Below are 24,445 nucleotides of genomic sequence, written 5' to 3'. Positions count from 1 at the left end.
AAAATTTTTCATAAAGAAACGAACATATTATTTTTAAGGAGGTATTTTTTAGTGAATAATTTTTTATTGGGTCTACAATTTTTAACACGCATCACTATTAAGAAAAATCTTGATTGGTCTGAAAAAGCTTGTGGTGGCAGTGTTAAATTTTTCCCTTTAATTGGTGCAATTTTAGGTATAATATATGTTCTAGTGGGTTATGTGATATATTATTTATTGCCTAGTTTTAATATTTATCTATCAGCACATCTCATAGGTTTTATCCTTCTATTTTGCAATATCTTTTTAACAGGAGCTCTCCATTGCGATGGCTTCACTGATACTATGGACGGTATTTTATCAGGAAGAAAACGCGAACGTATCTTAGAAATCATGAAGGATAGTCGCGTAGGTGCTCATGGTGCTACTTGTTTAATTCTAGTCTTAATTGGCAAATATAGTATGTTTACTGATTTAATGGTAAATCAAAATATTTATATTACTCATGCTCAATTTTTCAACAGCTTATTTGCTTTATTCTTAATGCCGATTATCGCTCGTTGTTGCATGAGCATTGCTGTAGTCTTATTTCCTTATGCTCGCAAAGAAGGTCTTGGCAAAGCTTTTCATGAATATTCTTCTAAAAAAAGTATGGCTTTTGCTCTTCTTTTCACATTTATCATTTCATTACTTCTAGGCACTATTGGCGTTATTGCTCTTATCTTTACTATAATCGTTATGTATTTGTTCAATCGCTATGTTGCAAATCTAATCGGAGGTTTAACAGGTGATGTATATGGTGCTACTGCAGAAATAGGTGAATTAGTAGTTCTATTTGTTTTTGTCTTAGCACAATCTTTTATATGATTTAATTTTCAAGTTAAAAATTAAGGAGGATTTTCTTTGACTAAGCTTATTTTAATTCGTCATGGTAGAACACTTTGGAATAGTTCTGGAAAATTTCAGGGACAATCTGATATTGAATTATCTCAGGAAGGAATTTCACAAGCTGAAAAACTAGCTGAAAATTTTCCTGTTACTCATATAGATAGAGTATATAGCAGTAATCTAAAACGAGCTTATATCACTGGAGAAATAATCGCTAAAAAATTTAATGTGCCAATCATCAAAGATAAACGCCTTTGCGAAGTTTCTTTCGGCTCTTGGGAAGGTTTAACTTATGATGAAATTCATGAAAAATGGCCTAATGAAATCGAAACTATGTTTTCTACTCCAGATGTTTTGACTATGCCTGAAGGAGAATCTTTCTCTCAAGTGCAAAAACGTGGCGTTGAAGCTCTATTAGATATTGTAAACAAACACCCTGATGAAACTATTGCCATCACTGCTCATGGTGGAATTTTACGCACTTTACTTGCTTATGCTTTGCATATGCCACTTCGCTATATTTGGACTTTAAGACAAGATAACACAGCTGTAAATATCGTTACTTTTTATGGCGATAAAATCAATGTTGAGTTATTAAATAGCACAGCACATCTTAGCCTTACACAATTGCCAAAATTAGGTCGTTTTTCTTAATTAACGAGGTTTATTATGACAAAAAAATATCTTATTTTACCTCAAAATGGTGGCGATAAATTTCGTCAGCTTCTTGCTTCTATGCCCGGAACAGCTCAAGAACAAAAAATCATGCAAGAAGCTACTATTAAACATGTAGAAATTGATGTAAATAACAATTCATGGGAAATCCTCATGCAAACTTACAATGGTATACCTGATGAATTATTAGCTAAAGCTTCATCATATATCTCGCAAAAATGCAATATTCCCACTGTAATTTTTTATCAAGATATTGTGGACTTGCCACAAGAAGTAGCCCGCCATTGGTCTATCATTGTTCAAAATGCAGCTAATGGTAACCCTACTTTATTTTCTATTTTAAACCAAGCTAGTCATAGCGTTGATGGCAATAAAATCATGATAGATTTTAAAGGCGACCATATTGAAGATATTTTACGCTCTCATAATATTGAAGAAACTATATCTCAAGCTGTTCAAGCTATGGTACATTGCCCTTGTCATGTTATCTGTCGCATTGATAGTCAACAACAACCTGCAATAAATAATACTTTAGCTGATTTTGACCCTGAATCTTATCTTCGTCAACTTCAACAACAAGCTAAAACACAAAACCATACAGTCAGCAAAAATAATACACCGCCACCACCTGCTAATAATGCAGATAATCCTGCACCAAAATTCCGTCGCAAAAGTGAACGCAAATTAATGATTGATAACATTCCTGAAGAACATATTGAAATCACTAGCATTGATGGCGAAATGAAAAATATCGTTTTACGCGGTCGTATTTTCAATATCAATAATCGTGAATTCAATACAGGAACTAATCTTTTAACTTTTGACCTAGCAGATGAATCTGACGGTATTTCTTGTAAAGTATTCTTAAAAAATAAAGATGACTTTGAAGAAGTAATGTCTGCTCTAAAAAAAGCTGATATTGTCAAAATAAAAGGCTCTATCCGTTTTGACTCTTATCTCAATGATTATGTAATGATGCCACTTAATATCTGTTTGTCTGAATTACCAAAAAGAGAAGATAGAGCTATCGAAAAACGCGTAGAACTACATGCACATACACATATGAGCAATATGGACGCTGTTGTATCTGCAAAAGAATTGATATCTACTGCCGCTCGTTGGGGCTGGCCTGCTATCGCTATCACTGACCATGGTGTAGTCCAAGCCTTCCCAGAAGCGATGAAAGCTGCCAAAGATAATAAAATAAAAGTAATTTATGGTATTGAAGGATATCTGACAGGCGATGATTATCAACAGCGCAGAGCTAATCACATTATCATGTTAGCCAAAAATTCTATCGGTCTTAGAAATATTTATCGAATGGTCTCCTTATCTCATTTGAAATATCTCTACAAAGCAAGACCTAGATTACCGAAAAAAATCATCTCTGAATTGCGTGAAGGCGTAATCATCGGTTCGGCTTGTGAAGCAGGTGAATTAATCAGAGCTATTGTAAATAATGAAAGCGATGAAAAATTATTAGAAATAGCTAGTTTTTATGATTATCTTGAAATTCAACCAATCGGCAATAATGCCTTTTTAATCCGCAACGAAAATTTCCCTGATGTACAAACTGATGAAGACTTAATAAAAATCAATTTAAAAGTTGCTGAGCTTGCCAAAAAATTAAATAAAATGCTCATAGCGACTTGTGATGTTCATTTCTTAAATGCCAAAGATAGTATTTATCGTGCTATTTTAATGAAAGGCAAAGGTTTTGAAGATGCGGAAAAACAACCGCCATTATATCTTCGCACAACTGATGAAATGCTCAAAGAATTTAGTTATTTAGGCGAAGAATTAGCCTATGAAGCAGTCGTTACCAACCCACGCAAAATAGCAGATATGGTAGAAGTCTTCAAGCCTATTCCTGATGAATTATATTCACCTATGATACCAGGAGCTGACCAAGAAATTCACGATATGTCATATGCCAAAGCTCGTGAATTATACGGTGAAAATCTGCCTAAAGTAGTACAAGACCGCTTAGAATTAGAATTAAATTCCATCATTGGTCATGGTTTTGCCGTGCTTTATTTAATCGCTCATAAACTCGTAAAAAAATCACTTGATGATGGCTATCTTGTTGGCTCTAGGGGTTCAGTTGGTTCTTCTTTTGTCGCTACTATGACAAATATAACAGAAGTAAATCCACTACCACCACATTGGCGCTGTCCTCATTGTCGCCACAGCGAATTTATTGAAGATGGTACTTATGGTTGTGGTTTTGATATGCCAGATAAAGATTGCCCTCATTGCGGAACTAAAATGATTAAAGATGGTCATGATATACCATTTGCTGTATTCATGGGATTTGACGGCGATAAAGTTCCTGATATCGACTTGAATTTCTCCGGTGATTATCAACCAGTAGCTCATAAATACACTGAAGAATTATTCGGCAAAGATAATGTTTTCCGTGCAGGAACTATCGCCACTGTAGCTGATAAAACTGCTTATGGTTATGTAAAAAAATTCTTTGACGAAAAAGGCATTAAAAAGCGCGATGCTTATATCAACAGTCTTGTAAATGGTTGCACTGGTGTAAAACGCACCACAGGGCAACACCCTGGCGGTATCATGGTTATCCCTCGTAATATGGACGTACATCATTTCACACCAATTCAAAGACCTGCTGACGATACTACGACAAATACGATAACTACACATTTTGATTACCACTCTATCAGTAGCCGTCTAGTAAAATTAGATATACTCGGGCACGATGATCCTACAGTAATAAAAATGCTCGAAAATATAACTCATCGCGACCCTAGAACTATTCCTTTTGATGACCCAGCTACTATGAGTATATTCTCTTCTACAGAAGCACTCGGTGTAACACCAGAAGAACTCGGTGCTACATCTGGCACATTTGGTATTCCCGAATTTAGAACACCATTTACACGTCAAATGCTTGATGACACTAAACCTAAAAAATTCAGTGATTTAGTGCGCATCAGTGGATTTTCTCATGGTACTAATGTGTGGCTTGAAAATGCTCAAGATTTAATCACTTCAGGAACTTGCACTGTTTCCGATGCGATTTCTTGTCGTGATGACATCATGATGCATTTAATTCACAGTGGTATTGACCCATTATTTTCCTTTAAAACTATGGAAAAAGTGCGTAAAGGAAAAGGGCTTAGCGAAGATGATATTAAAGTCATGAAAGATGGCGGTATACCTCAATGGTATATTGACTCTTGTCTAAAAATAAAATATCTCTTCCCACGTGCTCATGCCACAGCTTATGTTATGATGGCATATCGCATAGCCTTTTGCAAAGTTCACTATCCTCTTGCCTTTTATGCTGCTTATTTCTCCATTCGTGCTGCTGAATTTGATGCAGATATTATTTCTAAAGGTAAATTAGCTGTTCGCGATAAACTAGACGAAATTATTGAACTTGAAAAACAGAAAAAACTATCTGTAAAAGATAAAGGCTTCCAAGTCGTTTTAGAACTTGCTTGGGAAATGTATCTTCGTGGTTTTTCTGTAGAAAAAGTAGACCTTTATAAATCAAATGCTGATAAATTCATCTTACATGAAAAATCTCTATTACCGCCATTTACTGCCCTTACTGGTATCAGTACTATGGCTGCAAATAATATCGTTCAAGCTCGCCTTGAAGGCGAATTCACTTCTATTGATGACCTCAAAAAACGTGCTAGTTTATCTACACCAATTGTTGAACGCTTGCGTGAACATGGTTGCTTAGATGGTCTACAAGAAAGTGACCAAATTTCCTTATTCAGTTAAAATCAAAAATTAAATAAAAACTCATCAGAAAGGATTTATCATGAAACGAACACTTTCACTTTCCCAAAATATTTTAGTTGGATCTATGCTATTTGGTATGTTCTTTGGTGCAGGAAATTTAATATTTCCTGTACATCTAGGACAAGAAGCCGGCAGTAATATTTTTCTAGCTAATATCGGCTTTATGCTCACTGCTATCGGTCTTCCATTTTTAGGTATTGTCGCTATGGGTATTTCTCGTAGTGAAGGTCTTTTTGATTTAGCTAGTCGCATTAATAAACCTTATGCTCATTTTGTTACTGTACTTTTATATCTCACAATTGGGCCTGCTTTTGCAATTCCACGTACAGCAGCAGTTTCTTATGAAATAGGTTTATCTAGCCATGTTGATGCTTCCATGCAAACAATTTATTTAGCAATCTTTTCACTTATTTTCTTTGTTTTAGCATTAGCATTTGCTTTAAAACCAGGTAAAATTCTCACATGGATTGGTAAGATTTTAAATCCACTCTTTTTAGTATTTATTGCAATTTTAATGGTAACTGCTTTAATCAATCCAATGGGTTCACCTGATGCTATGCCTGTACAGGAAGCATATCAACAAGAAGCTTTCTTTAAAGGTTTCACTGAAGGCTACAACACTATGGACGCTTTAGCTTCTCTTGCTTTTGGTATCATCGTTATTCATACATTGCACAATCTAGGATTAAAAAATCCAAAAGATGTAGCTTATGGTACATTAAAAGCAGGTATCGTTGTTTTAATTCTCATGGGCATTATCTACAGTTTCTTAGCTTATATTGGTGCTTGCAGTCTAGGACAATTTGCTTTATCTGCTAATGGTGGTATTGCTCTTGCTCAAATTTCCACTTATTATTTTGGTTCATTTGGTCATATTCTGTTAGCTCTTACCGTTACTATAGCTTGCCTAAAAACTTCCATCGGTCTTATCACTGCTTGTTCCACTACATTTAGTGAATTATATCCTAACTCTTTTAGCTACAGAACATATGCTTTTATCTTCACTATTGTTTCTTTCTTAATCGCTAATGTTGGTTTAACTAGTATCATTTTCTTAGCTATTCCAATTCTCATGTTATTATATCCATTAGCTATAACACTTATCATCTTAGCATTTATCAGTGCAATTTTTGGCTATCACCGTTATGTATATTCTGTAACTACACTTTTCACTTTATTTGCAGCTATCGGTGATATGTTAAATGCTCTACCTTTTGGACTAAATAACACAGCTACTATCAGCGCTATTATTGAAGTATATAAAAATACTTTGCCATTTTTTGATATGGGTATGGGCTGGATTGTTCCTTCCATTATCGGTCTTATCATTGGCGTTATTATTTCTCTTATCAAAAAAGATTAAAAAAAATGCGGTAACACTTATTTGTGTTACCGCTTTTCTTATTTTTTAGGATAAACGCCTATTGTCAATTCATTTAATTTTGGATATTTCGTATTGCCAAGCTTTCTAAATATTATAGCTACAATTAAAGTAAACAATACTACTAATACATAAAAAATCATAGAATTAACAGCTGTCATAACTATATTAAATTTTGCCATAAATAAAGCTAAATAAGTGATTGCCACAGGATGGGCTAAATATACAAAATATGAATGTCTACCTAATAAAGAAAATAAACTTGTTCCTATCTTAGCTAAAAATCCATATTGAAATTCTGCAAATAAATATAAGCTAGCACCTAAAGTATAAACAAGACCAGCTGGAGATAATTGATGAGCAGTATTTATTGCGCCTTCTGGAGAATAACCATTGTAATAAATACAATAATAATAATATGCTAATAACCCAATCAAGCTTATAAAACCAAAAGCTCTTAATTTATTCAAATTATCTCTCATGAAGATTTTAAATTCATCATAATGTACAGATACATATCCACCTAATAAAAAGATAAATACATAATGTATTACCCAATAATTTAAACGATACATAAAAATAGCTTTAACTATTTCATTTTGAATGCCATATGGGTTCATCAAAAAGCTTGAATAATAATCTACTGCCATTTGAAAAACGAATAAAACTACTAATAATACAATATTTAATCTTTTTACAATAAAAATCCACAGTGGCATTAAAGCATAAAACCAAACCAATAATATCATAAAATATAATTGATAACATGCTAAACCAAAAAATAAAATGCCAATCAAATTCAATGGATGAAGTAAATACAACGTTTGATTTGTTATTGTATAATGCAAAATATAAAAAATAGACCATATAAGATAAGGGATTAACACTGTTTTAAATCTTCGCTTCATAAAATTTTTATAATTAAATTTTTCCTGTAAATCTAAATTATAAAATAAGCCAAAAGCAGAGATAAAGAAAAAAATCGGTACTGAAAATCTCGTTACAATTTCATACAAAGCCAATAATTGTAAATTAGGAGTGGGATTATTCATCAAGTATTGTGAACCCACATGTATACCAACTACGCCTAGCATGGATATTCCACGCATATATTCAATAGCTGGCACTCTCTCTTTTTTTATACTCACATGAATACCTCTTTTATTATTTATTTTTATTCATCATAGCAAATCCATCTTCAAAATACAATAACTACTACATAATACACTAATAAAGCAGGATATTTAACCATACGTATTGAATAGTATAGATAAAGTCCCTAAAATGTAAATACGAAAAAATTTTAAATAAAATAAAAAAATAAAGCAGGATTTTTATAATTATGTGTAGAATGTATTTACGTTATGGCAAAAATCATCTATAATTAAATAGTTTTATTGAAAGGTGAGTTTATATGCGTACACAAAACTTGCACGATGATTTTGTTGAACAAGTGCGTTCTTCTTCAGATATCTTATCTGTCATCTCAAGTTACGTTCATCTCAAAAAACGAGGTAATCGCTATTGGGGTTGTTGCCCCTTTCACAATGAAAAAACACCTTCATTTTCCGTAGTTCCCCAACAGGGATTTTTTTATTGCTTTGGTTGTCATGCTGGTGGTAATCTATTTAAATTTATATCTCTTATAGAGAATATTTCTTATTATGAAGCCATAAAACTACAAGCCCAAAGATTGAATATTCCTATACCGACTACGAAAAAAAGTGCTGACGAACTCAAACAAGAACAACAAAAAGATTCATTGTTTAAAATACATGAACTGGCGGGTTCTTTTTTTCATAATTGTTTAACTCGTACCTCTCTTGGAGAAGCTGGTAGAGCATACTTTTCTTCTCGCCAAATAAATTCAGATATAATTACGAAATTTAAACTTGGCTTTGCTCCTAACCTTTGGGATAAACTATTTACCTCTTTTACTAAACGAGGCATTACTAAAGAGTTACTTGCTAAAGCAGGTCTAATCACTATAAAAGATTCTGGTAAAGTCTATGACCGTTTTCGCAATCGCATAATCATTCCTATCATGAATGAACATGGTCAAATCTGTGGCTTTGGTGGCAGAATTATCAATCCAAATGATTCTCCCAAATATTTAAATTCACCAGAAACACTTATTTTCAATAAAAGACATTTGCTATTTGGTTTAGATCATGCACAAAAATCAATAAAAGAAAATAACTTCAGTATTGTTGTTGAAGGTTATATGGATGCTATCGCATTACATAGTCATAATATTACTAATGCTGTAGCGTCATTGGGTACTGCATTTACTGCTCAACAATGTAGAAAAATTCTTCGCTATTCACCAAATATATATTTTTGCTATGATAGTGACAATGCTGGGCAAGCTGCTACTATGCGAGCTTTAGCTATCGCTAGCAGTAATGGTGCCAATGTTAAAGTAATCACCATTCCTGATGGCAAAGACCCAGATGAATTTTTACGCCATCATGGTAGCAAAGAATTTTATGCATTAATTGATAAAGCTCTTCCGCTAATGGAATATCAATTGCAATATGTATTAAAATCAACAGACCGCAATACTTTAGAAGGAAAGCTTTTAGCAGTAAACCAATTAATGCCACTTTTAGCTAATATTACAAACACTGTCGAACGCAATGAATATATTATTCGTATATCAAATGTTTTGGGTATAGATGAAGGCGTTATTCGCAGTGATTTGCAACGACAAAATTCGCAAAGAAATTTTAATGCATATGATGTCTCTACAGATAATCTTCCTGGAATAAATTCACGCAAAGCATTCTCTGAAAAAAAAGATGCTTTGACCATGGCAGGAAGATGTATCATCAAAAAAATTTGGCATGAAGCTAGTATTTTAGATTATGTTCTAAATCTTATACCAGCTGAAGAATTTCCTAATAAAATTCATGGAGAAATTCTAAAATATTTAGCAAATACACTTGCTAATAATCAGCCTTTTACAGATATTGATGCTGCTGAGAAACTAAGTGATACCGCTTATAGTGAACTTTCACATTGTTTAGTTGAAGAATCTACAACTGATGATGACATTCAACTCACTGAAGATTGTCTAAAACTTTTACGTCGTTATTATCTAAATAGTAATTATGAAAAACATCGCCTTTTAGCAGATGAATTACAACGAAATGGCGACAGTAGATTTTTAGAAGAATTAAAAATTAGTCAACAAATACGAATGGAAATGGATAATTTATCCTCGTAGAGCTCCTATAAATCTGGAGACATAAGCCCTATACCTATAATAATAAATTAAGAGGAGGCATGTAATAATGGCTCAATCCAAAAAAAATGTAAAAGCCGTTAAAGATACTAATGCAGCAGCAGCTGCTGCCAGCTTAGACGCAATCAGTAAGTTATTAGATAAAGGTAAAAAAACTGGCGTTTTAACTTACAATGAAATTATGGAATCCCTTCAATCAGTTGACATGTCACCAGATGAAATAGACGAATTATACGATACATTCACCAAACGTGGCATTGACATCATTGATAATGGTAATGATATAGGACCAGATGATGATTCTAATCTCAAAGATGATGAAGATGATATTGATATTGACCTTAGCATACCTGAAGGTATAAATATCGATGACCCTGTTAGAATGTATCTTAAAGAAATTGGTCGTGTTCCATTATTATCTGCTGATGAAGAAATAAAATTAGCAAAACGCATGGAAGATGGAGATCTTGAAGCTCAAAAACGCCTAGCAGAAGCAAACTTACGTCTTGTTGTAAGTATTGCTAAACGTTATGTTGGTCGTGGCATGCTCTTTTTGGACTTAATCCAAGAAGGTAACTTAGGCTTAATAAAAGCTGTTGAAAAATTCGATTACAACAAAGGCTACAAATTTAGTACTTATGCTACATGGTGGATTCGTCAAGCCATTACTCGTGCTATTGCCGACCAAGCTCGTACTATTCGTATTCCTGTCCACATGGTTGAAACCATCAATAAATTAATTCGCGTATCTCGTCAACTTCTCCAATCCTTAGGACGTGAACCAAGCCCTGAAGAAATAGCAAAAGAAATGGACGTAAGTGTAGATCGTGTACGTGAAATCATGAAAATAGCTCAAGAACCAGTATCTTTGGAAACACCTATCGGTGAAGAAGAAGATTCTCATCTTGGAGATTTCATCGAAGACCATGATGCACCAGCTCCTGCTGAAGCAGCATCTTTTGTACTTTTAAAAGAACAATTAGAAGATGTTCTTGATACTTTAACTGAACGTGAAGAAAAAGTTCTTCGCCTTCGCTTTGGTTTAGATGATGGTCGTGCTCGTACTTTAGAAGAAGTAGGTCAAAATTTTGGTGTAACACGTGAACGTATTCGCCAAATTGAAGCAAAAGCACTTCGCAAACTTCGTCATCCTAGCCGTAGTAAAAAATTAAAAGATTTCTTAGAATAAGCTTTGTTTAAAGCCTATTTATTGCTTATATAAATAGGCTTTATAAATTTTTTAAAAAAGTTTATAAAAAAATATAAAAAAAGTGTTGACAATATAGTTAATAATGTATTATAATAATTTCCGTTGGTGATGAGACATTCCTCGATAGCTCAGTTGGTAGAGCAATCGGCTGTTAACCGATCGGTCGTAGGTTCGAGTCCTACTCGAGGAGCCATTTTCTAACAAGATTGTAAGATTCCTTGATAGCTCAGTTGGTAGAGCAATCGGCTGTTAACCGATCGGTCGTAGGTTCGAGTCCTACTCAAGGAGCCATTTTTATTTGGGCCTATAGCTCAGCGGTAGAGCCCCCGGCTCATAACCGGTTGGTCCCTGGTTCGAATCCAGGTGGGCCCACCACTTAATAAAGATGATAAGCTTCCATAGAAATATGGAAGTTTTTTTGTTGCCTTTTTTACTAAAAATTCAATAATGTAAACAAAAGATAGGTGAAAATTTTTTCGTTTTTATCTATCTTTTTTTATTTACTTAAACTATTTTAAAATTAATATTTATACCTAATCTTTGATTTTACATAAATATGATTTTGTTTAAATTAAATCTTTGCTATAATTTAATTATCTTAAATTATTTTTAGAAACCCAGGTGATTTTATGCAGTCTTGTATGATTTTTGTTCCTTTTATTGGTTGGCTTGTAGCAGTTATCATAAAATTTATAACTAATTACATTTACTATTCTACTTTGGATTTGAAATTATCTTTCAGTAACGGTGGTTTTCCTAGTGTACATACGGCTACTATAATTACCACTACAACTTATATCGGCTTTTATGATAATTTTAATTCTCCATTATTCATCTTAGCTGTAACTATTGCTTTTATCATTATGATTGATGCAACTCATCTACGTCGCTCTATTGGTAAACATGCCTCTATTTTAAATCACTTAACAGGGAAGGCAGACCTCCATGAAAAAGAAGGTCATACTTATTTCCAAGTCATCAGTGGCGCTATTATTGGTATCCTTACAGGATACATTCTCTATAATTTTTTCTGAAGTTGTAATATTGACGTGAAATAAAATTTATAGTATATTATGGGCAAGTAAAAGTTTGTTTTTATATACTATAAATTTCTTTTTATTGAGAAAATTCGAACTTTTATGCTAAAATTTTATAGGAGGAGATACTATTATGTCCAGTTGGTTTTCCAAACTTCAAGCTGTAGGTAAAGCGTTAATGCTTCCTGTTGCCGTTCTTCCTGCTGCCGCTCTTTTACTTCGTTTAGGAGCACCTGATGTCTTCGACATTCCATTTATTACTCAAGCAGGTGGTGCTGTTTTCAATAACTTAGCACTTATTTTTGCCGTTGGTATCGCTGTTGGCTTAGCTAAAGATAACAATGGTGCGGCAGGTCTTGCTGGGGTTATTGGCTATTTAGTATTAACAGAAGCACTCAAAGCTATCGATAAAGATTTAAATATGGGTGTTCTCGCTGGGGTTATTGTTGGTATTATTTCTGGTATACTTTACAATAAATTCTACAATATTAAATTACCAGAATTCTTAGGTTTCTTTTCAGGCAGACGTTTCGTTCCGATCGTTACTGCTGCAACATTCGTTGTTTTAGCTCTTATTTTTGGTATTATTTGGGGTCCTATTCAAAACTTTATTCATAGCATCGGTGAATGGATTGTTGGTGCTGGTGCTGCTGGTGCCTTTGTCTATGGTGTATTAAACCGTTTACTTATTCCTGTTGGTCTTCATCACATTCTCAACTCCCTTGTTTGGTTCGTATTTGGTTCTTACACTAATCCAGAAACAGGCGTTACTGCAACAGGCGATTTAAATCGTTTCTTCGCTGGTGACCCAACTGCTGGTGTATTCATGGCTGGTTTCTACTTTATCTTTATGTTCGGTGTTCCTGCTATCGCACTTGCAATGTACAGTGCTGCAAAACCAGAAAATAAATCAAAAGTTGCTGGTATGATGTTCTCCATCGCTTTCACAGCTTTCTTAACTGGTATCACTGAACCTGTAGAATTCACTTTCATGTTCTTAGCTCCTGTTCTTTATGCATTCCATGCTGTTATGACAGGTATTGCTCTTGCAGTTGCTAATATGTTTGGTATTTTACATGGCTTTGGTTTCTCTGCTGGTCTTATCGACTATGTATTAAACTATGGTCTTGCAACTAAACCTATCTTAATCATTCCAATCGGTTTAGTATTTGGTATCATTTACTTCATCGTTTTCAGATGGGCAATCGTTCACTTCGACCTTCCAACTCCTGGTCGTTTTGAAAATGAATCTGACAACGAAGCTATTGAAAATGCTAACCCAGATGAATTAGCTCAATCCTTTATCGATAAATTAGGTGGTGCTGATAACTTAACTACTATCAGCTCTTGCATCACTCGTTTACGTTTAAATGTTAAAGATATTGATAAAATCGATGAAGCTGGTCTTAAAGCTCTAGGTGCTGCTGGTGTTATCAAAAAAGGAAATAGCGTTCAAGTAATTGTTGGTACAAAAGCTGAAGCTGTTGCTGACGATATGAAAAAAATCGCTAAAAAATAATTAAATATTAATAAAAAGCTGGTTCAATATAGAACCAGCTTTTTTTGTATCTATTATCATGATATCATATATTTAATCAATTTATTTTAAGGAGATGATTTTTTTGTCTTTAGGTGCTAGATTACAAACAGTAACAAAGTTCGTACCTCATGGTAGTATCATTGCTGATATTGGCACTGACCATGGTTATTTACCTATAGAATTAGTAAAAACTGGAAGATGTTGTAAAGCAATCGCTGGTGATGTAAACGAAGGCCCTTATTTAGCAGCCAAACGTTCTGTACGCAATGCTTCATTGATGAATAAAATCGATATTCGTTTAGGTAGTGGTTTAGAAATTCTTCAACCTAACGAAGTAGATATTGCTATATTTTGTGGTATGGGCGGAAATCTAATGGTTCAATTATTACAAGATTGCCCTGAAATTGTAAATTCTTTAAAAGGTTTAATTTTACAACCACAACAAGGATTTACTGCTCTTAGAAAATATCTTTACAGCATAGATTGGCATATCGAAAATGAAGCTATAGCAAAAGAAGATGGTCGCATTTATCAAATAATTTATGCTAAACCTGGAAAACAAGCTTTACCTACTGAACTTGAGCTTGAAATAGGGCCTGTATTAAATCGCACTAGACCTACTTTATTTAAAGAAATGATTGCTGAATTTATCGCCAAAGCCAATCGCAGTTTAAACGGCATGGCAAAATCTGAGACTGCTAAAAATACTGCACATTATCATCAATTACAAACTTATGTAAAAGCTTTGGAGGAATTATTATGATTAAATGTCAAGTTGTAGTTGAAGCTATGGATAGACTTGCCCCACGTTACCTCGCTGAAAATTGGGATAATGTAGGTCTTTTGATAGGTAATCCTGCTCAAGAAATCACTAAAATTTTGACTTGCTTAGATGTTACAGAAAAAGTAATTGATAAAGCTATCTGTGAAAATTATAATATGATAATTTCTCACCACCCATTTTTATTCAAAGGTATAAAAAAAATTGCTACTGATAAACCTCTTGGCAGAATGCTTCAAAAAATTCTCAGTAACAATATCGCTATCTTTGCTGCTCATACAAATTTAGATACTACCTATGGTGGTGTAAATGATGTTTTAGCTCAAAAACTTCAACTCACAGAAGTAAAACCACTTACTATTTCTTACCGTGAAGAAATTTTAAAATTAGGAGTCAATGTTCCTAGCGATTATGCTGATGCTGTTCGTGAAGCTTTAGCTAAAGCGGGAGCAGGTGCTATCGATAATTATAGTGATTGCTCCTTCACTTATAATGGCACAGGATATTTCAAACCTCTTGAAAATTCCAATCCTTTTATCGGTCAACAAAATAAATTATCCAATGTGCAAGAAGTTCGCATAGAAACCATTTTACCTAGCAAAATAAAAAATCGTGTGATTAAAGCTATGTTAAAAGCTCACCCTTATGAAGTTCCTGCTTGGGATATCATTCCTACAGAAAATGTTTATCACGAAAATGGACTTGGACGCATTGGTAAACTCGCTAATCCTATTACACTTGATGAATTTGCTCAACGCATAAAACAAAGTCTTCCTGGTGATACTTTCCGCTATGTAAAAGGAAATGACAAATTAGTAAAAAAAGTAGCCCTTTGCTCTGGTGCTGGTGTTGAATTTTTAGATAAAGCTGCTATGCAAGGTGCTGACACTTATATAACTGGTGATGTTAAATATCACGAAGCACAACATGCTCAAGAATTAGGTATAAATATCATTGATGCAGGTCATTTTGGCACAGAATTACCTATAGTTGAAACTTTGGCTCAATATTTGCAAGAAGAAAATATTAAACAAAAATGGCAAATAACAATCACTGCTGATAATGACGCAACAGATGTTTTCACTACTATAAAATAAAAAATAAAATTCTATATTTAGAAAAGAGGTCTTTCCATGCGTAAAGGAATGGAACATTTTATCAACAATCCCATCTATACTATAACTGCTGAAGCAATGTCTAACGGTCGCAATAATATTGAAGTTGTAGGCAAAATGCTCGAAGCTGGCATTAAATTTATTCAATATCGTGAAAAAGAAAAACCTGCACTTGAACGCTATCAAGAATGTATGCAATTAGTAAAGATGACTAAAGAAGCTGGTGCTATATTTATCATTGATGATTTTGTAGACCTTGCTATGGCTGTAAATGCTGATGGCGTGCATATCGGTCAGACAGATTTGCCACCTCGAGTAGTTCGTCAATTAATCGGCGAAGATAAAATCTTAGGTCTTTCCACTCATGAAGAAGCTCAACTTCAAAAAGCAAATGAACTTGGTGATATTATTGACTATATCGGTGTAGGCCCTGTCTATGCTACACAGACAAAAAAAGATGCTGTACCTGTTGGTTTTTCCTATGTAGATTATGCTAGTAAATATGCTAAACATCCATTTGTAGCTATCGGTGGTATCAAAGAACATAATATTTGCGAAGTAGCTTCTCATGGTGCTAAAACATTCGCTATTGTATCTGAAATTGTCAGTGCTGATGATATCGTAAATAAAATAAAATCTATTGAAAAAACATTACAGAATAAATTATAATTTAATATAGTAAATTAACGAGCGGGAGATGATTCTATGCGTTTAGAAGAACAAATGAAATCTGGATTACTTTATCGTGAATATGGTCACAAAGACCCTGTTGACCAAGAATACGAAAAAATTATTGAAAAACAACGTGTAAATGCTAAAGAAATGATGTTCGATTTCAATAATACTCGTCCTAGTGATATGGAAACAAGAACTAAAATTCTCAAAGAATTATTAGGTTCTGTAGGAAAAGGTATCTATCTTGAACCACCTGCACATTTTGCTTATGGTTGCAACACTCATATCGGTAAAAATTTCTATGCAAACTTTAATTTCCAAGTTGTAGATGACTGTGAAGTATTCATCGGCGATGATGTTATGTGTGGTCCAAATGTATTACTTTGTGTAACAGGTCACCCACTAGACCCTGAATATCGCCTTGGTGGTACTCAATTCTCCTTGCCAATTCATATCGGTAACCGTGTATGGCTTGGCGCTGGAGTAATGGTTATGCCTGGTGTTACAATCGGTGATAACTGTGTAATCGGTGCAGGTAGTATCGTAACTAAAGATATTCCAGCTAATAGCTTAGCTTATGGTTCTCCATGTAAAGTAATTCGTGAAATCGGCGAATATGATAAAAAATATTTCCGCAAAGATGTTTTAGTAAATGATTTTAAATAAAATGACAAAAGCCTTAGGTTTTCCTAAGGCTTTTTTTATAAATTAAATTTAGCCAAGATATTTCCTGCAAAAATCATTCCATGCATACTAGAAATATCTGACTCTATCTCATCTTTAGCTACTACAGACAATCTGCTTTTAAGTGCTAAATAAATAGAATAATGATACATATAGACATTTTCATTTGTATTTCGTTCAATAATCAACTGTTTATAATGATATCTATATCGTTGCAAATCAGGTTTTATACGTTTATACATCTCTGAAATATAATCATTATGTGCAGCCTTAACGATTAAATCATGAAATCGCTCATCATTTTTACAAAATAATTCATCATCAATTGGTTCATCATTGCCCTTGCGAAAGTTTAGCAAAATTTCCTTTAAACCCATAAGTTCTGCTTTCGTTATGCGTTTAGCTGCCAAATAAGCAGCTTGTCCTTCCAAAAATTTACGAGCTTCATATAGATAAAAACATTCTTGTGGACTTATCTTTCGCACCGTCAAAAACCTTTTACTGCGTCGCTCAAGCCAACCATCTTTTAAAGCTCTATTAAGAGCTATATTTACAGGTGTTCTACTCACATCTAATTGCTGTGCAATCTTTGACTCAACAATCTTATCACCTGGCAATAATAAACCCTGCATAATATCATTTTTTAAATGTTTATAAATAACGTCAGCTAATACGATAAAAGGATTTTCTTTTTTACATGCTTCAATATCTAATTTATCCATATATTTTCACCACCACAAGCATAATTTCCTTAATTATACTATATAAAGCTCATCTAAGCTTAAGAAATTGCCCTTTTCGTCTGAACTTTTAAAGCAGGGAATGTAAATACAAAAATTATATATATGCAACTACATACAATATAAAATACCATGGATAAATCCCAACCATAATACGAAAGTATAATGCTCCAAATAAAATTCAATACAGTATAAATAGTATAGCCCAATGCCCAAAACACACCAAACATAATAGTTAGTTTACGTGGGTTCATATTTGGCAATTCATGAGGAAAATTCAGATACACAGAATACTGAGAAAACATCACAAATCCGCCAATCGCAAATAAAAAGTATGCTAATCCTGGATTTATATACGCCATATACAAACCTAAAGCCATAGCAATAATCATCATAATACCATGAACTAATAAAAACGGCTTACGCTCAAAAGGTACTTTGCCAATTAAAATACTAAATAAAGTCCCCACTATACCACCCATAGTAATTGCCAATATCATAAATTCAGCATTAAAACCATTATTGACATGTGCAACTAATTTTACAGGTATAGATACTAAAGACATTACATATAAAAATAAAAAACCGCCAAAACCCATGGAAAAACAATATACAAATTTATCTGTCAATGCATCTTTATATTTATATTCCTCTTGATGATGTGTATTCTCATCATTAGGTGAAAAATCCTTTGCCAACATAGTCCATAAAACTAAAAGCAAAATACTAAATAAGCTAAATACATACATTGTATGTTGCCAATCACTGATAACTACATCTTTATATAAAAAGAAAATAATAGCCACTAAACCTGCACCAATATTATACGAAGCTGTAACTAGCGCACTTGCTATAATTTTTTCATCATTAGCTATAAATCTAGCTACTACAGTATTCATATATACCATTATCATAGAACCGCCTAATGCCATAATCATACGCGCAATAGTATATAGCCAATAATTTGTAGCAAATACAGCAACAAAAGAAAAACAAAGTAATACTAATGCTACAATACTTGCCTTTCGCGGATTTAATTTCAATAAAATATACGCTGCAACTAAGTTTGCAAAAATTCGAGCAATCGTTATCGTATAATTTATAACTTCTGAAACTATCGGCGATACTTGTTCACCATTAAAATAATGATATACAATCTTTTCGGATAAATTTGAACCAGCCACCCAATTTGATGCAAATACTATATAAGATAATAACAAGATAATAAACATCATTATTCCTTGTGATTTTTTTACATTGGTCAAAGTATTCATAATACTATTCCTTTCTTATCATAACAATTAAAACACGACCTTATCTTTAAAATTTAAACTTATAAAAATAGCGAGATTTTCTACTTAAATAAAAACCTCGCTATTAAAATAAATATCTATAAATTATCTAATTATATTTAAGCTACAGCTTCTGTCTTTTTCTCAATAGCTTTCATAGCAAATTTTACACTTTTAGCAGAAGCTATCATTTTACCTACTTCTTCATCAGTTAATTTTGGTGTAAATTTCTTGATAATTCCTGTGTTGTTAAGCATACAAGGCAAGCTCAAAGCCACATCATGAATGCCATATTCACCAGTTAAAATAGATGACATTGGTAAAATTGTATATTCATTATATTTTATAGCTTTAATAAAACGGCAAGCTACCATAGCAATACCTGTATTTGTACAACCTTTTAAATTAATTACATCATATACGACTTGCATGATTTTTTGTTCAATCATACCTTTATTTAATTTATAATCACGATTAAAAAATTCATCCATATTACCTAAACCTAAACTTGCAATGTCCACTGTGCTCCATGCCACAAAACCAGAATTGCCATGTTCACCTAATACATAGCCATGTACAAGTTTTGGGTCTAAATGATAATAATCAGCCAAAATTCTACGTAAACGGAAAGTTTCTAATAAAGTGCCTGTACCAATTATCTTTTCTCTTGGATAATCAAAATTAGCAGATACATAATAAGTAGCCACATCTAAAGGATTAGTTACTACTAAAATAATTGCGTCTTTTGTATAACGAACGATTTGCGACATTACATTATCCATGATTTTACAATTTGTCTTAGTTAAAATTAATCTATCAGGTGTTTCTCCTGGTTTTATACTTGGACCAGCTGTGATAATAATCATACTAGCATCTTTGCAATCTTCATAATCACCTTCATGAATATAGATATTATGACTGCTAATGCAAGCTGTAGCATGACTTGTATCCAAAGATTCACCCATGCATTTTTTCTCGTTAATATCAATTAATACAACTTCTGATGCTAAACCGAAATCTACAATTTTATTCAACACTGCTGTACCAACATTACTAGCACCAATAATAACGATTTTACCTTCATCAAACATAATTCCCGCACCTCTTTTATAATTTATAAATATTCTTATTTTTCTAACGTTTTATCTTTGACTATATTCTATCGCTATTATTTTTCCGTTTCAAAATCCATTCTATTTTTTAGAGATTTTTACAATAATGCTAGTTTTCATATACTTTATTGTATTTTATATCTCTAATTTGTTTTTTATAAATGCCATAATTCGCAAAATCGACTCTAAAATACATAAAAATAATATAAATTAAAATTATTTTTTTATAAAAATCTTCAATATTTGCTCAATCTTGTTTTTAATAAATTTTTATGATATACTTTTCACTGTAAAATTGTAATATAACTAAGCGATGATAAAGAGAGTAAATTAAGATTTCTTTTACAGAAAATATTGTCTAGGCTGAGAACAATAAAAGAAAATTTAATTGAAGTTCACTTTGGAGCTTCTATGGTGAAAATAAGTAGTCATAGCGTCTGGCAGCGTTAATGCTTTTAAGTATCAATTAGGGTGGTACCGCGAAACAAGCTTTCGCCCCTTCATGGGGTGAGAGCTTTTATTTTTGTTAAAATTTTGTAGGAGTGAAATCATGGAACAAGAACTCAAAAGTTTACAACAAGAAGCGATTAATGATATTAATAGTGCTTCTAATCTCAATGCACTAAATGATGTGCGTGTAAAATATCTTGGTAAAAAAGGCTCTTTGACTAGCATTTTACGTGGTATGGGTAAATTAAGCCCTGAACAACGTCCTGTAGTTGGTCAAATGGTAAATACAACTCGTAAAGAATTAGAAACTGCAATCGCAGCTAAACAAGAAGAATTAAAAGCAGCTGAACTTGCAAATCGTTTAGCTACAGAAAAAATTGATGTTACGCTTCCTGGTCGTCGTCAAAGCTTAGGACATCTTCATCCTTTAACTGTTACCTTAAACAATATAAAAAATATCTTCACTAGCATGGGCTATTCTATCGCTGAAGGTCCTCAGATTGAATCTGATTATTTCAACTTTGAAGCTTTAAATCTTCCAAAAGATCACCCAGCTCGTGATATGCAAGACTCTTTCTATATCACAGAAGATATCTTACTTAGAAGTCAGACTTCTCCTGTACAGGCTCGCACAATGCAAGCTCATGAACCAAATAGCCCAATTCGCATCATTGCTCCAGGTCATGTATATCGCCGTGATGATTATGATGCTACACATTCCCCTATGTTTACTCAAGTTGAAGGTCTTTGCATTGATAAAAACATCAGCTTTGCTGACCTCAAAGGCACACTTGTTACTTTCTTACAACAAATCTTCGGTGAAGATGTAAAAGTTCGCTTCCGTCCAAGCTTCTTCCCATTCACTGAACCAAGTGCTGAAGTAGATATCTCTTGCGTTATGTGTAAAGGTAAAGGTTGCCGTGTATGTAAAGGCACTGGCTGGCTTGAAATCTTAGGTGCAGGTATGGTTCATCCTCATGTACTTGAAATGAGTGGTTATGACCCTAAACAAGTTAGCGGTTTTGCTTTCGGTATGGGTGTTGAACGTATTGCTATGCTCGCTTATGGCATTGATGATTTACGTTTATTCTATGATAATGATGTACGTTTCTTACGTCAGTTCTAATATTAAGGAGGATTATATTTAATGCAAGTTTCTATTAAATGGCTTAAAGATTATATAGATTTTACTGAAACTCCAGAGCAGCTTGCTGATAAACTCACAATGGCTGGTATTCCTGTAGAAAATGTTGTAGACCCTGGCGAAGGTTTAGAAAAAGTTGTAACTGGTCGCATCGAAAAACTTGAACCACATCAAAACTCTGACCACTTACAAATCTGCACTATGAATGTTGGTCTTGCTGAAAATATCATCATTGTAACAGGTGCTCAAAATGTAGCAGAAGGACAAGTTGTTCCTGTAGCTATGGTAGGTGCTCATTTGCCAAACGGCATGAAAATCTCCAAAGGTAAACTTCGTGGCGTAGCTTCTAATGGTATGCTTTGCTCCGCTCAAGAATTAAAACTCGACCTTGAAAAATTACCTGAAGAACAAAAAACTGGTATCTTCATTTTACCTAGTGATACTCCTGTAGGTATTCCTGCTAAAGATGTATTAGGTTTAAATGATGTTGTATTGGAATTTGAACTTACAGCTAACCGTGCAGACTGCTTCAGTGTTTTCGGTCTTGTTCGCGAAATTGCTGCTATCACTGGCAACAAACCACATTTCCCTGAAATCAAAGTTAATGAAGATGATAATACTAAATTAAACGATATCTTCTCTGTAGAAATCGCAGACCCTGATTTATGCTCTCGTTTCTCTACACGTATGCTTAAAAATGTAAAAATCGGCCCATCTCCTGAATGGATGCAACAACGTCTTGAAGGTGCTGGCATTCGTTCCATCAATAATGTAGTTGACGTTACAAACTTCGTTATGATTGAACTTGGTCATCCTATGCATGCTTATGATTATGATAAAATCACAGGCAAAAAATTAATTGCTCGTCGTGCTATTGAAGGTGAAGAACTTCATACTCTTGATGATACTTCTCGCAAAGCAAAAGGTGAAATGCTCGTTATCGCTGATAGCGAAAAAGCTGCTGGTCTTGCTGGTATCATGGGTGGTTTCGAAACAGAAATCACAGACACTACTACTACTGTAGTATTAGAATCTGCTGATTTCTATGGTCCATGTATCCGCAGAACTGCTCGTGCTTGCGGTCTTTCTTCTGAAGCTTCTGGTCGTTTTGAACGTGGTGTTGATAGCGAAACTACTATTAAAGCCCTCGACAGAGCAGCTCAATTACTTCAAGAAATGGGTGCTTGCACTGTTTGCGAAGGAATTGTAGATGTATATCCAAATCCAAAACAAGCTAATTATGTTACTTTCACACCAGAACAAATCAATAATCATCTCGGCACTAATATCGCTAAAGATGTTATGCTTAATATCATTACAAGTGTTGGTTTTGATGTTACAAAAGATGAAAATGATGAAATCACTGTTAAAGTTCCATCTTGGAGAAATGATGTAACTTGCATGGCTGATATTTCCGAAGAAATTGCTCGTTTACATGGTTTTGATAAAATTAAATCCACTCTTCCAAATGGCGTTTCTATGCAGGGAACTCAATCTGCAAAACAAACATTTATTGATAAAGTAAAATCTTCCTTATCTAGCCAAGGACTTTATGAAACAATTTCCTTTGCTTTAACTAACGAAGAAACATTCAATAAATTAAACATTCCACAAGATAGCCCACTTCGTAAAGCTGTACCTATCATGAACCCACTTTCTGACGAATATCCTCTCGTTCGTACAACATTGCTCAGCAGTATTTTTGATAATCTTGCTCGCAATCTTGCTCGTAAAAATGATGATGTAGCTTTATTTGAAGTAGGTTCTGTATTCTTCCCTAAAGCACTTCCTGTAACAGAACTTCCAGATGAAGTTGTGAAAATTGCAGGTGCTATCACTGGTCGTCGCAATGCTCAGGGCTGGAACCAAACAAATGATATGGTAGACTTCTACGATGCTAAAGGCATTATCGAAGAATTATTTGCAAACCTTCGTGTAACTCGTTATACAGTTGAAGCTGGTACACACTACGCTATGCACCCAGGCAAAACTGCTCTCTTCAAAAAAGGTCGCGATGTAATCGCAACAGTTGGTGAAGTTCATCCTGCTGTACTTTCTGCTTATGGTATTACAAAACCTGTATATATCTTTGAACTTGACGCTACTACTGTTATGAAATACATGGCTAAAGACTTAAAATATAAAGCATTACCAAAATATCCAGCAACTAGCCGTGACCTTGCAATGCTCGTAGATATTGATGTAAATGCTGCTGATATCGAAAAAGCTATGACTAAAGCTGCAGGTCAAAACCTCACTCAAATCACTTTATTTGATGTTTACACTGGTAAACAAGTTGAAGAAGGCAAAAAAAGCTTAGCATTCTCCTTGACTTTCCAATCCAATGATAAAACATTAACTGATGCTGAAATTGACCCAGCAATCGAAAAAATCGTAGTTAAACTTCAAAAAGATTTCAATGCAAATCTTCGTGGCTAATAAAAATAAAAAGGCACTACAATTGTAGTGCCTTTTTTTATATTTCATCTGTTTTATCTAACCATTCTTGCAAATCATTTATAAATCTTGATAAATGAAAACCATCACATACTCCATGATGTACTTGAATAGCTAATGGCAATAATATTTTTTCACCTTGTTCAAAATACTTTCCTATAGTGAAAATAGTTGACATACTCCCCATGCCTAAATGCAGGGGATTCTTGGATACAAACGATACTTGCCTACTAAAATAGCAGGTCTTACTATATC

General features: G+C 33.7%; 19 protein-coding genes, 3 tRNA genes and 1 other annotated feature. Of the genes, 17 read left to right on the top strand and 5 right to left on the bottom strand.

Annotated elements, in window-relative coordinates:
• Nucleotides 1-51: 51 nt before the first annotated feature.
• Genes cobS through brnQ form a run of 4 tightly spaced genes read left to right on the top strand, consistent with a single transcriptional unit; the run spans nucleotide 52 to nucleotide 6,688 of the window.
• On the top strand, nucleotides 52-846 hold the full coding sequence (cobS, locus tag AC5LAX_RS07205) for an adenosylcobinamide-GDP ribazoletransferase (protein WP_018998567.1): 795 nt from the start codon (nucleotides 52-54) through the stop codon (nucleotides 844-846).
• A gap of 36 nt (nucleotides 847-882) precedes the next feature.
• Complete coding sequence (locus tag AC5LAX_RS07200; RefSeq protein WP_266286599.1) at nucleotides 883-1,521, top strand: histidine phosphatase family protein; 639 nt, start codon at nucleotides 883-885, stop codon at nucleotides 1,519-1,521.
• A 15-nt stretch (nucleotides 1,522-1,536) separates the two neighbouring features.
• Nucleotides 1,537-5,304 (top strand): PolC-type DNA polymerase III, encoded by a 3,768-nt coding sequence (locus AC5LAX_RS07195; RefSeq protein WP_270517939.1) that lies wholly within the window; start codon nucleotides 1,537-1,539, stop codon nucleotides 5,302-5,304.
• Between the two features lie 40 nt (nucleotides 5,305-5,344).
• A complete protein-coding gene (gene brnQ / locus AC5LAX_RS07190) occupies nucleotides 5,345-6,688 on the top strand; it encodes a branched-chain amino acid transport system II carrier protein (RefSeq protein WP_118204545.1) in 1,344 nt (447 codons plus the stop codon).
• 38 nt (nucleotides 6,689-6,726) lie between these two features.
• Here brnQ and AC5LAX_RS07185 read toward each other — a convergent pair whose 3' ends face one another.
• Nucleotides 6,727-7,854 carry an acyltransferase gene (locus AC5LAX_RS07185; protein ID WP_288909566.1) on the bottom strand — a complete coding sequence of 376 codons (1,128 nt, stop codon included), beginning with the start codon at nucleotides 7,852-7,854 and terminating at the stop codon, nucleotides 6,727-6,729.
• Between the two features lie 266 nt (nucleotides 7,855-8,120).
• On the opposite strand from AC5LAX_RS07185, the gene dnaG reads away from it, so the two are divergent.
• The 11 genes from dnaG to AC5LAX_RS07130 all read left to right on the top strand — a co-directional run bounded on the left by dnaG (nucleotide 8,121) and on the right by AC5LAX_RS07130 (nucleotide 16,977).
• Nucleotides 8,121-9,935 (top strand): DNA primase, encoded by a 1,815-nt coding sequence (dnaG, locus tag AC5LAX_RS07180; RefSeq protein WP_167624694.1) that lies wholly within the window; start codon nucleotides 8,121-8,123, stop codon nucleotides 9,933-9,935.
• Between the two features lie 67 nt (nucleotides 9,936-10,002).
• Nucleotides 10,003-11,142: an RNA polymerase sigma factor RpoD gene (gene rpoD / locus AC5LAX_RS07175; protein WP_018998572.1), complete on the top strand. Its 1,140-nt coding sequence runs from the start codon at nucleotides 10,003-10,005 to the stop codon at nucleotides 11,140-11,142.
• Between the two features lie 138 nt (nucleotides 11,143-11,280).
• Nucleotides 11,281-11,356, top strand: a tRNA-Asn gene (locus tag AC5LAX_RS07170).
• 22 nt (nucleotides 11,357-11,378) lie between these two features.
• A tRNA-Asn gene (locus AC5LAX_RS07165) sits at nucleotides 11,379-11,454 on the top strand.
• Between the two features lie 9 nt (nucleotides 11,455-11,463).
• A tRNA-Ile gene (locus AC5LAX_RS07160) sits at nucleotides 11,464-11,538 on the top strand.
• Nucleotides 11,539-11,792: 254 nt separating this feature from the next.
• Nucleotides 11,793-12,197, top strand: coding sequence for a divergent PAP2 family protein (locus AC5LAX_RS07155; protein WP_008538969.1), 405 nt, complete (start codon nucleotides 11,793-11,795; stop codon nucleotides 12,195-12,197).
• 136 nt (nucleotides 12,198-12,333) lie between these two features.
• Nucleotides 12,334-13,719, top strand: a complete 1,386-nt coding sequence (gene nagE / locus AC5LAX_RS07150; protein WP_018998576.1) for an N-acetylglucosamine-specific PTS transporter subunit IIBC — start codon at nucleotides 12,334-12,336, stop codon at nucleotides 13,717-13,719.
• A gap of 94 nt (nucleotides 13,720-13,813) precedes the next feature.
• Nucleotides 13,814-14,503: a tRNA (adenine(22)-N(1))-methyltransferase gene (locus tag AC5LAX_RS07145; protein ID WP_239472805.1), complete on the top strand. Its 690-nt coding sequence runs from the start codon at nucleotides 13,814-13,816 to the stop codon at nucleotides 14,501-14,503.
• Nucleotides 14,500-15,618 (top strand): Nif3-like dinuclear metal center hexameric protein, encoded by a 1,119-nt coding sequence (locus AC5LAX_RS07140; protein ID WP_118035676.1) that lies wholly within the window; start codon nucleotides 14,500-14,502, stop codon nucleotides 15,616-15,618. The genes AC5LAX_RS07145 and AC5LAX_RS07140 overlap by 4 nt, the downstream gene beginning before the upstream one ends.
• A 36-nt stretch (nucleotides 15,619-15,654) precedes the next feature.
• Complete coding sequence (gene thiE / locus AC5LAX_RS07135; protein WP_288909567.1) at nucleotides 15,655-16,305, top strand: thiamine phosphate synthase; 651 nt, start codon at nucleotides 15,655-15,657, stop codon at nucleotides 16,303-16,305.
• Between the two features lie 36 nt (nucleotides 16,306-16,341).
• A complete protein-coding gene (locus AC5LAX_RS07130) occupies nucleotides 16,342-16,977 on the top strand; it encodes a sugar O-acetyltransferase (RefSeq protein ID WP_008538975.1) in 636 nt (211 codons plus the stop codon).
• Between the two features lie 35 nt (nucleotides 16,978-17,012).
• Here AC5LAX_RS07130 and AC5LAX_RS07125 read toward each other — a convergent pair whose 3' ends face one another.
• The 3 genes from AC5LAX_RS07125 to AC5LAX_RS07115 form a co-directional block, all read right to left on the bottom strand.
• The gene (locus AC5LAX_RS07125; RefSeq protein ID WP_008538976.1) at nucleotides 17,013-17,717 is read right to left on the bottom strand and encodes a GntR family transcriptional regulator; all 705 of its coding nucleotides are present in this window, start codon (nucleotides 17,715-17,717) and stop codon (nucleotides 17,013-17,015) included.
• Between the two features lie 59 nt (nucleotides 17,718-17,776).
• The gene (locus AC5LAX_RS07120; protein WP_288909568.1) at nucleotides 17,777-19,009 is read right to left on the bottom strand and encodes an MFS transporter; all 1,233 of its coding nucleotides are present in this window, start codon (nucleotides 19,007-19,009) and stop codon (nucleotides 17,777-17,779) included.
• Nucleotides 19,010-19,146: 137 nt separating this feature from the next.
• Complete coding sequence (locus AC5LAX_RS07115; protein ID WP_117585056.1) at nucleotides 19,147-20,118, bottom strand: L-lactate dehydrogenase; 972 nt, start codon at nucleotides 20,116-20,118, stop codon at nucleotides 19,147-19,149.
• 325 nt (nucleotides 20,119-20,443) lie between these two features.
• Nucleotides 20,444-20,642 (top strand) — a binding site (T-box leader).
• A 47-nt stretch (nucleotides 20,643-20,689) separates the two neighbouring features.
• Between AC5LAX_RS07115 and pheS the strand changes: the two genes are divergently transcribed.
• Nucleotides 20,690-21,715 carry a phenylalanine--tRNA ligase subunit alpha gene (pheS, locus tag AC5LAX_RS07110; RefSeq protein WP_018998581.1) on the top strand — a complete coding sequence of 342 codons (1,026 nt, stop codon included), beginning with the start codon at nucleotides 20,690-20,692 and terminating at the stop codon, nucleotides 21,713-21,715.
• A 21-nt stretch (nucleotides 21,716-21,736) separates the two neighbouring features.
• Complete coding sequence (gene pheT / locus AC5LAX_RS07105) at nucleotides 21,737-24,172, top strand: phenylalanine--tRNA ligase subunit beta (protein WP_288909569.1); 2,436 nt, start codon at nucleotides 21,737-21,739, stop codon at nucleotides 24,170-24,172.
• Nucleotides 24,173-24,209: 37 nt separating this feature from the next.
• Here the strand turns inward: pheT and AC5LAX_RS07100 are convergent.
• Nucleotides 24,210-24,445: CatA-like O-acetyltransferase (locus AC5LAX_RS07100; RefSeq protein ID WP_493263816.1), on the bottom strand; the 236-nt coding region annotated here is incomplete at its 5' end.

It is taken from the genome of Megamonas sp., from assembly GCF_986095205.1.
Note: the sequence above shows the minus strand (reverse complement) of the source record. Positions and strands in the feature narration are given on the sequence as shown.

Bases quoted from the DNA above. Each gene is read 5' to 3' on its own strand.
- brnQ (WP_118204545.1), top strand. From the start codon at position 5,345: ATGAAACGAACACTTTCACTTTCCCAAAATATTTTAGTTGGATCTATG.
- dnaG (WP_167624694.1), top strand. From the start codon at position 8,121: ATGCGTACACAAAACTTGCACGATGATTTTGTTGAACAAGTGCGTTCT.
- AC5LAX_RS07155 (WP_008538969.1), top strand. From the start codon at position 11,793: ATGCAGTCTTGTATGATTTTTGTTCCTTTTATTGGTTGGCTTGTAGCA.
- pheT (WP_288909569.1), top strand. From the start codon at position 21,737: ATGCAAGTTTCTATTAAATGGCTTAAAGATTATATAGATTTTACTGAA.
- AC5LAX_RS07125 (WP_008538976.1), bottom strand. From the start codon at position 17,717: ATGGATAAATTAGATATTGAAGCATGTAAAAAAGAAAATCCTTTTATC.
- thiE (WP_288909567.1), top strand. From the start codon at position 15,655: ATGCGTAAAGGAATGGAACATTTTATCAACAATCCCATCTATACTATA.
- pheS (WP_018998581.1), top strand. From the start codon at position 20,690: ATGGAACAAGAACTCAAAAGTTTACAACAAGAAGCGATTAATGATATT.
- AC5LAX_RS07140 (WP_118035676.1), top strand. From the start codon at position 14,500: ATGATTAAATGTCAAGTTGTAGTTGAAGCTATGGATAGACTTGCCCCA.
- rpoD (WP_018998572.1), top strand. From the start codon at position 10,003: ATGGCTCAATCCAAAAAAAATGTAAAAGCCGTTAAAGATACTAATGCA.
- AC5LAX_RS07120 (WP_288909568.1), bottom strand. From the start codon at position 19,009: ATGAATACTTTGACCAATGTAAAAAAATCACAAGGAATAATGATGTTT.
- nagE (WP_018998576.1), top strand. From the start codon at position 12,334: ATGTCCAGTTGGTTTTCCAAACTTCAAGCTGTAGGTAAAGCGTTAATG.
- AC5LAX_RS07115 (WP_117585056.1), bottom strand. From the start codon at position 20,118: ATGTTTGATGAAGGTAAAATCGTTATTATTGGTGCTAGTAATGTTGGT.
- AC5LAX_RS07145 (WP_239472805.1), top strand. From the start codon at position 13,814: ATGATTTTTTTGTCTTTAGGTGCTAGATTACAAACAGTAACAAAGTTC.
- AC5LAX_RS07195 (WP_270517939.1), top strand. From the start codon at position 1,537: ATGACAAAAAAATATCTTATTTTACCTCAAAATGGTGGCGATAAATTT.
- AC5LAX_RS07130 (WP_008538975.1), top strand. From the start codon at position 16,342: ATGCGTTTAGAAGAACAAATGAAATCTGGATTACTTTATCGTGAATAT.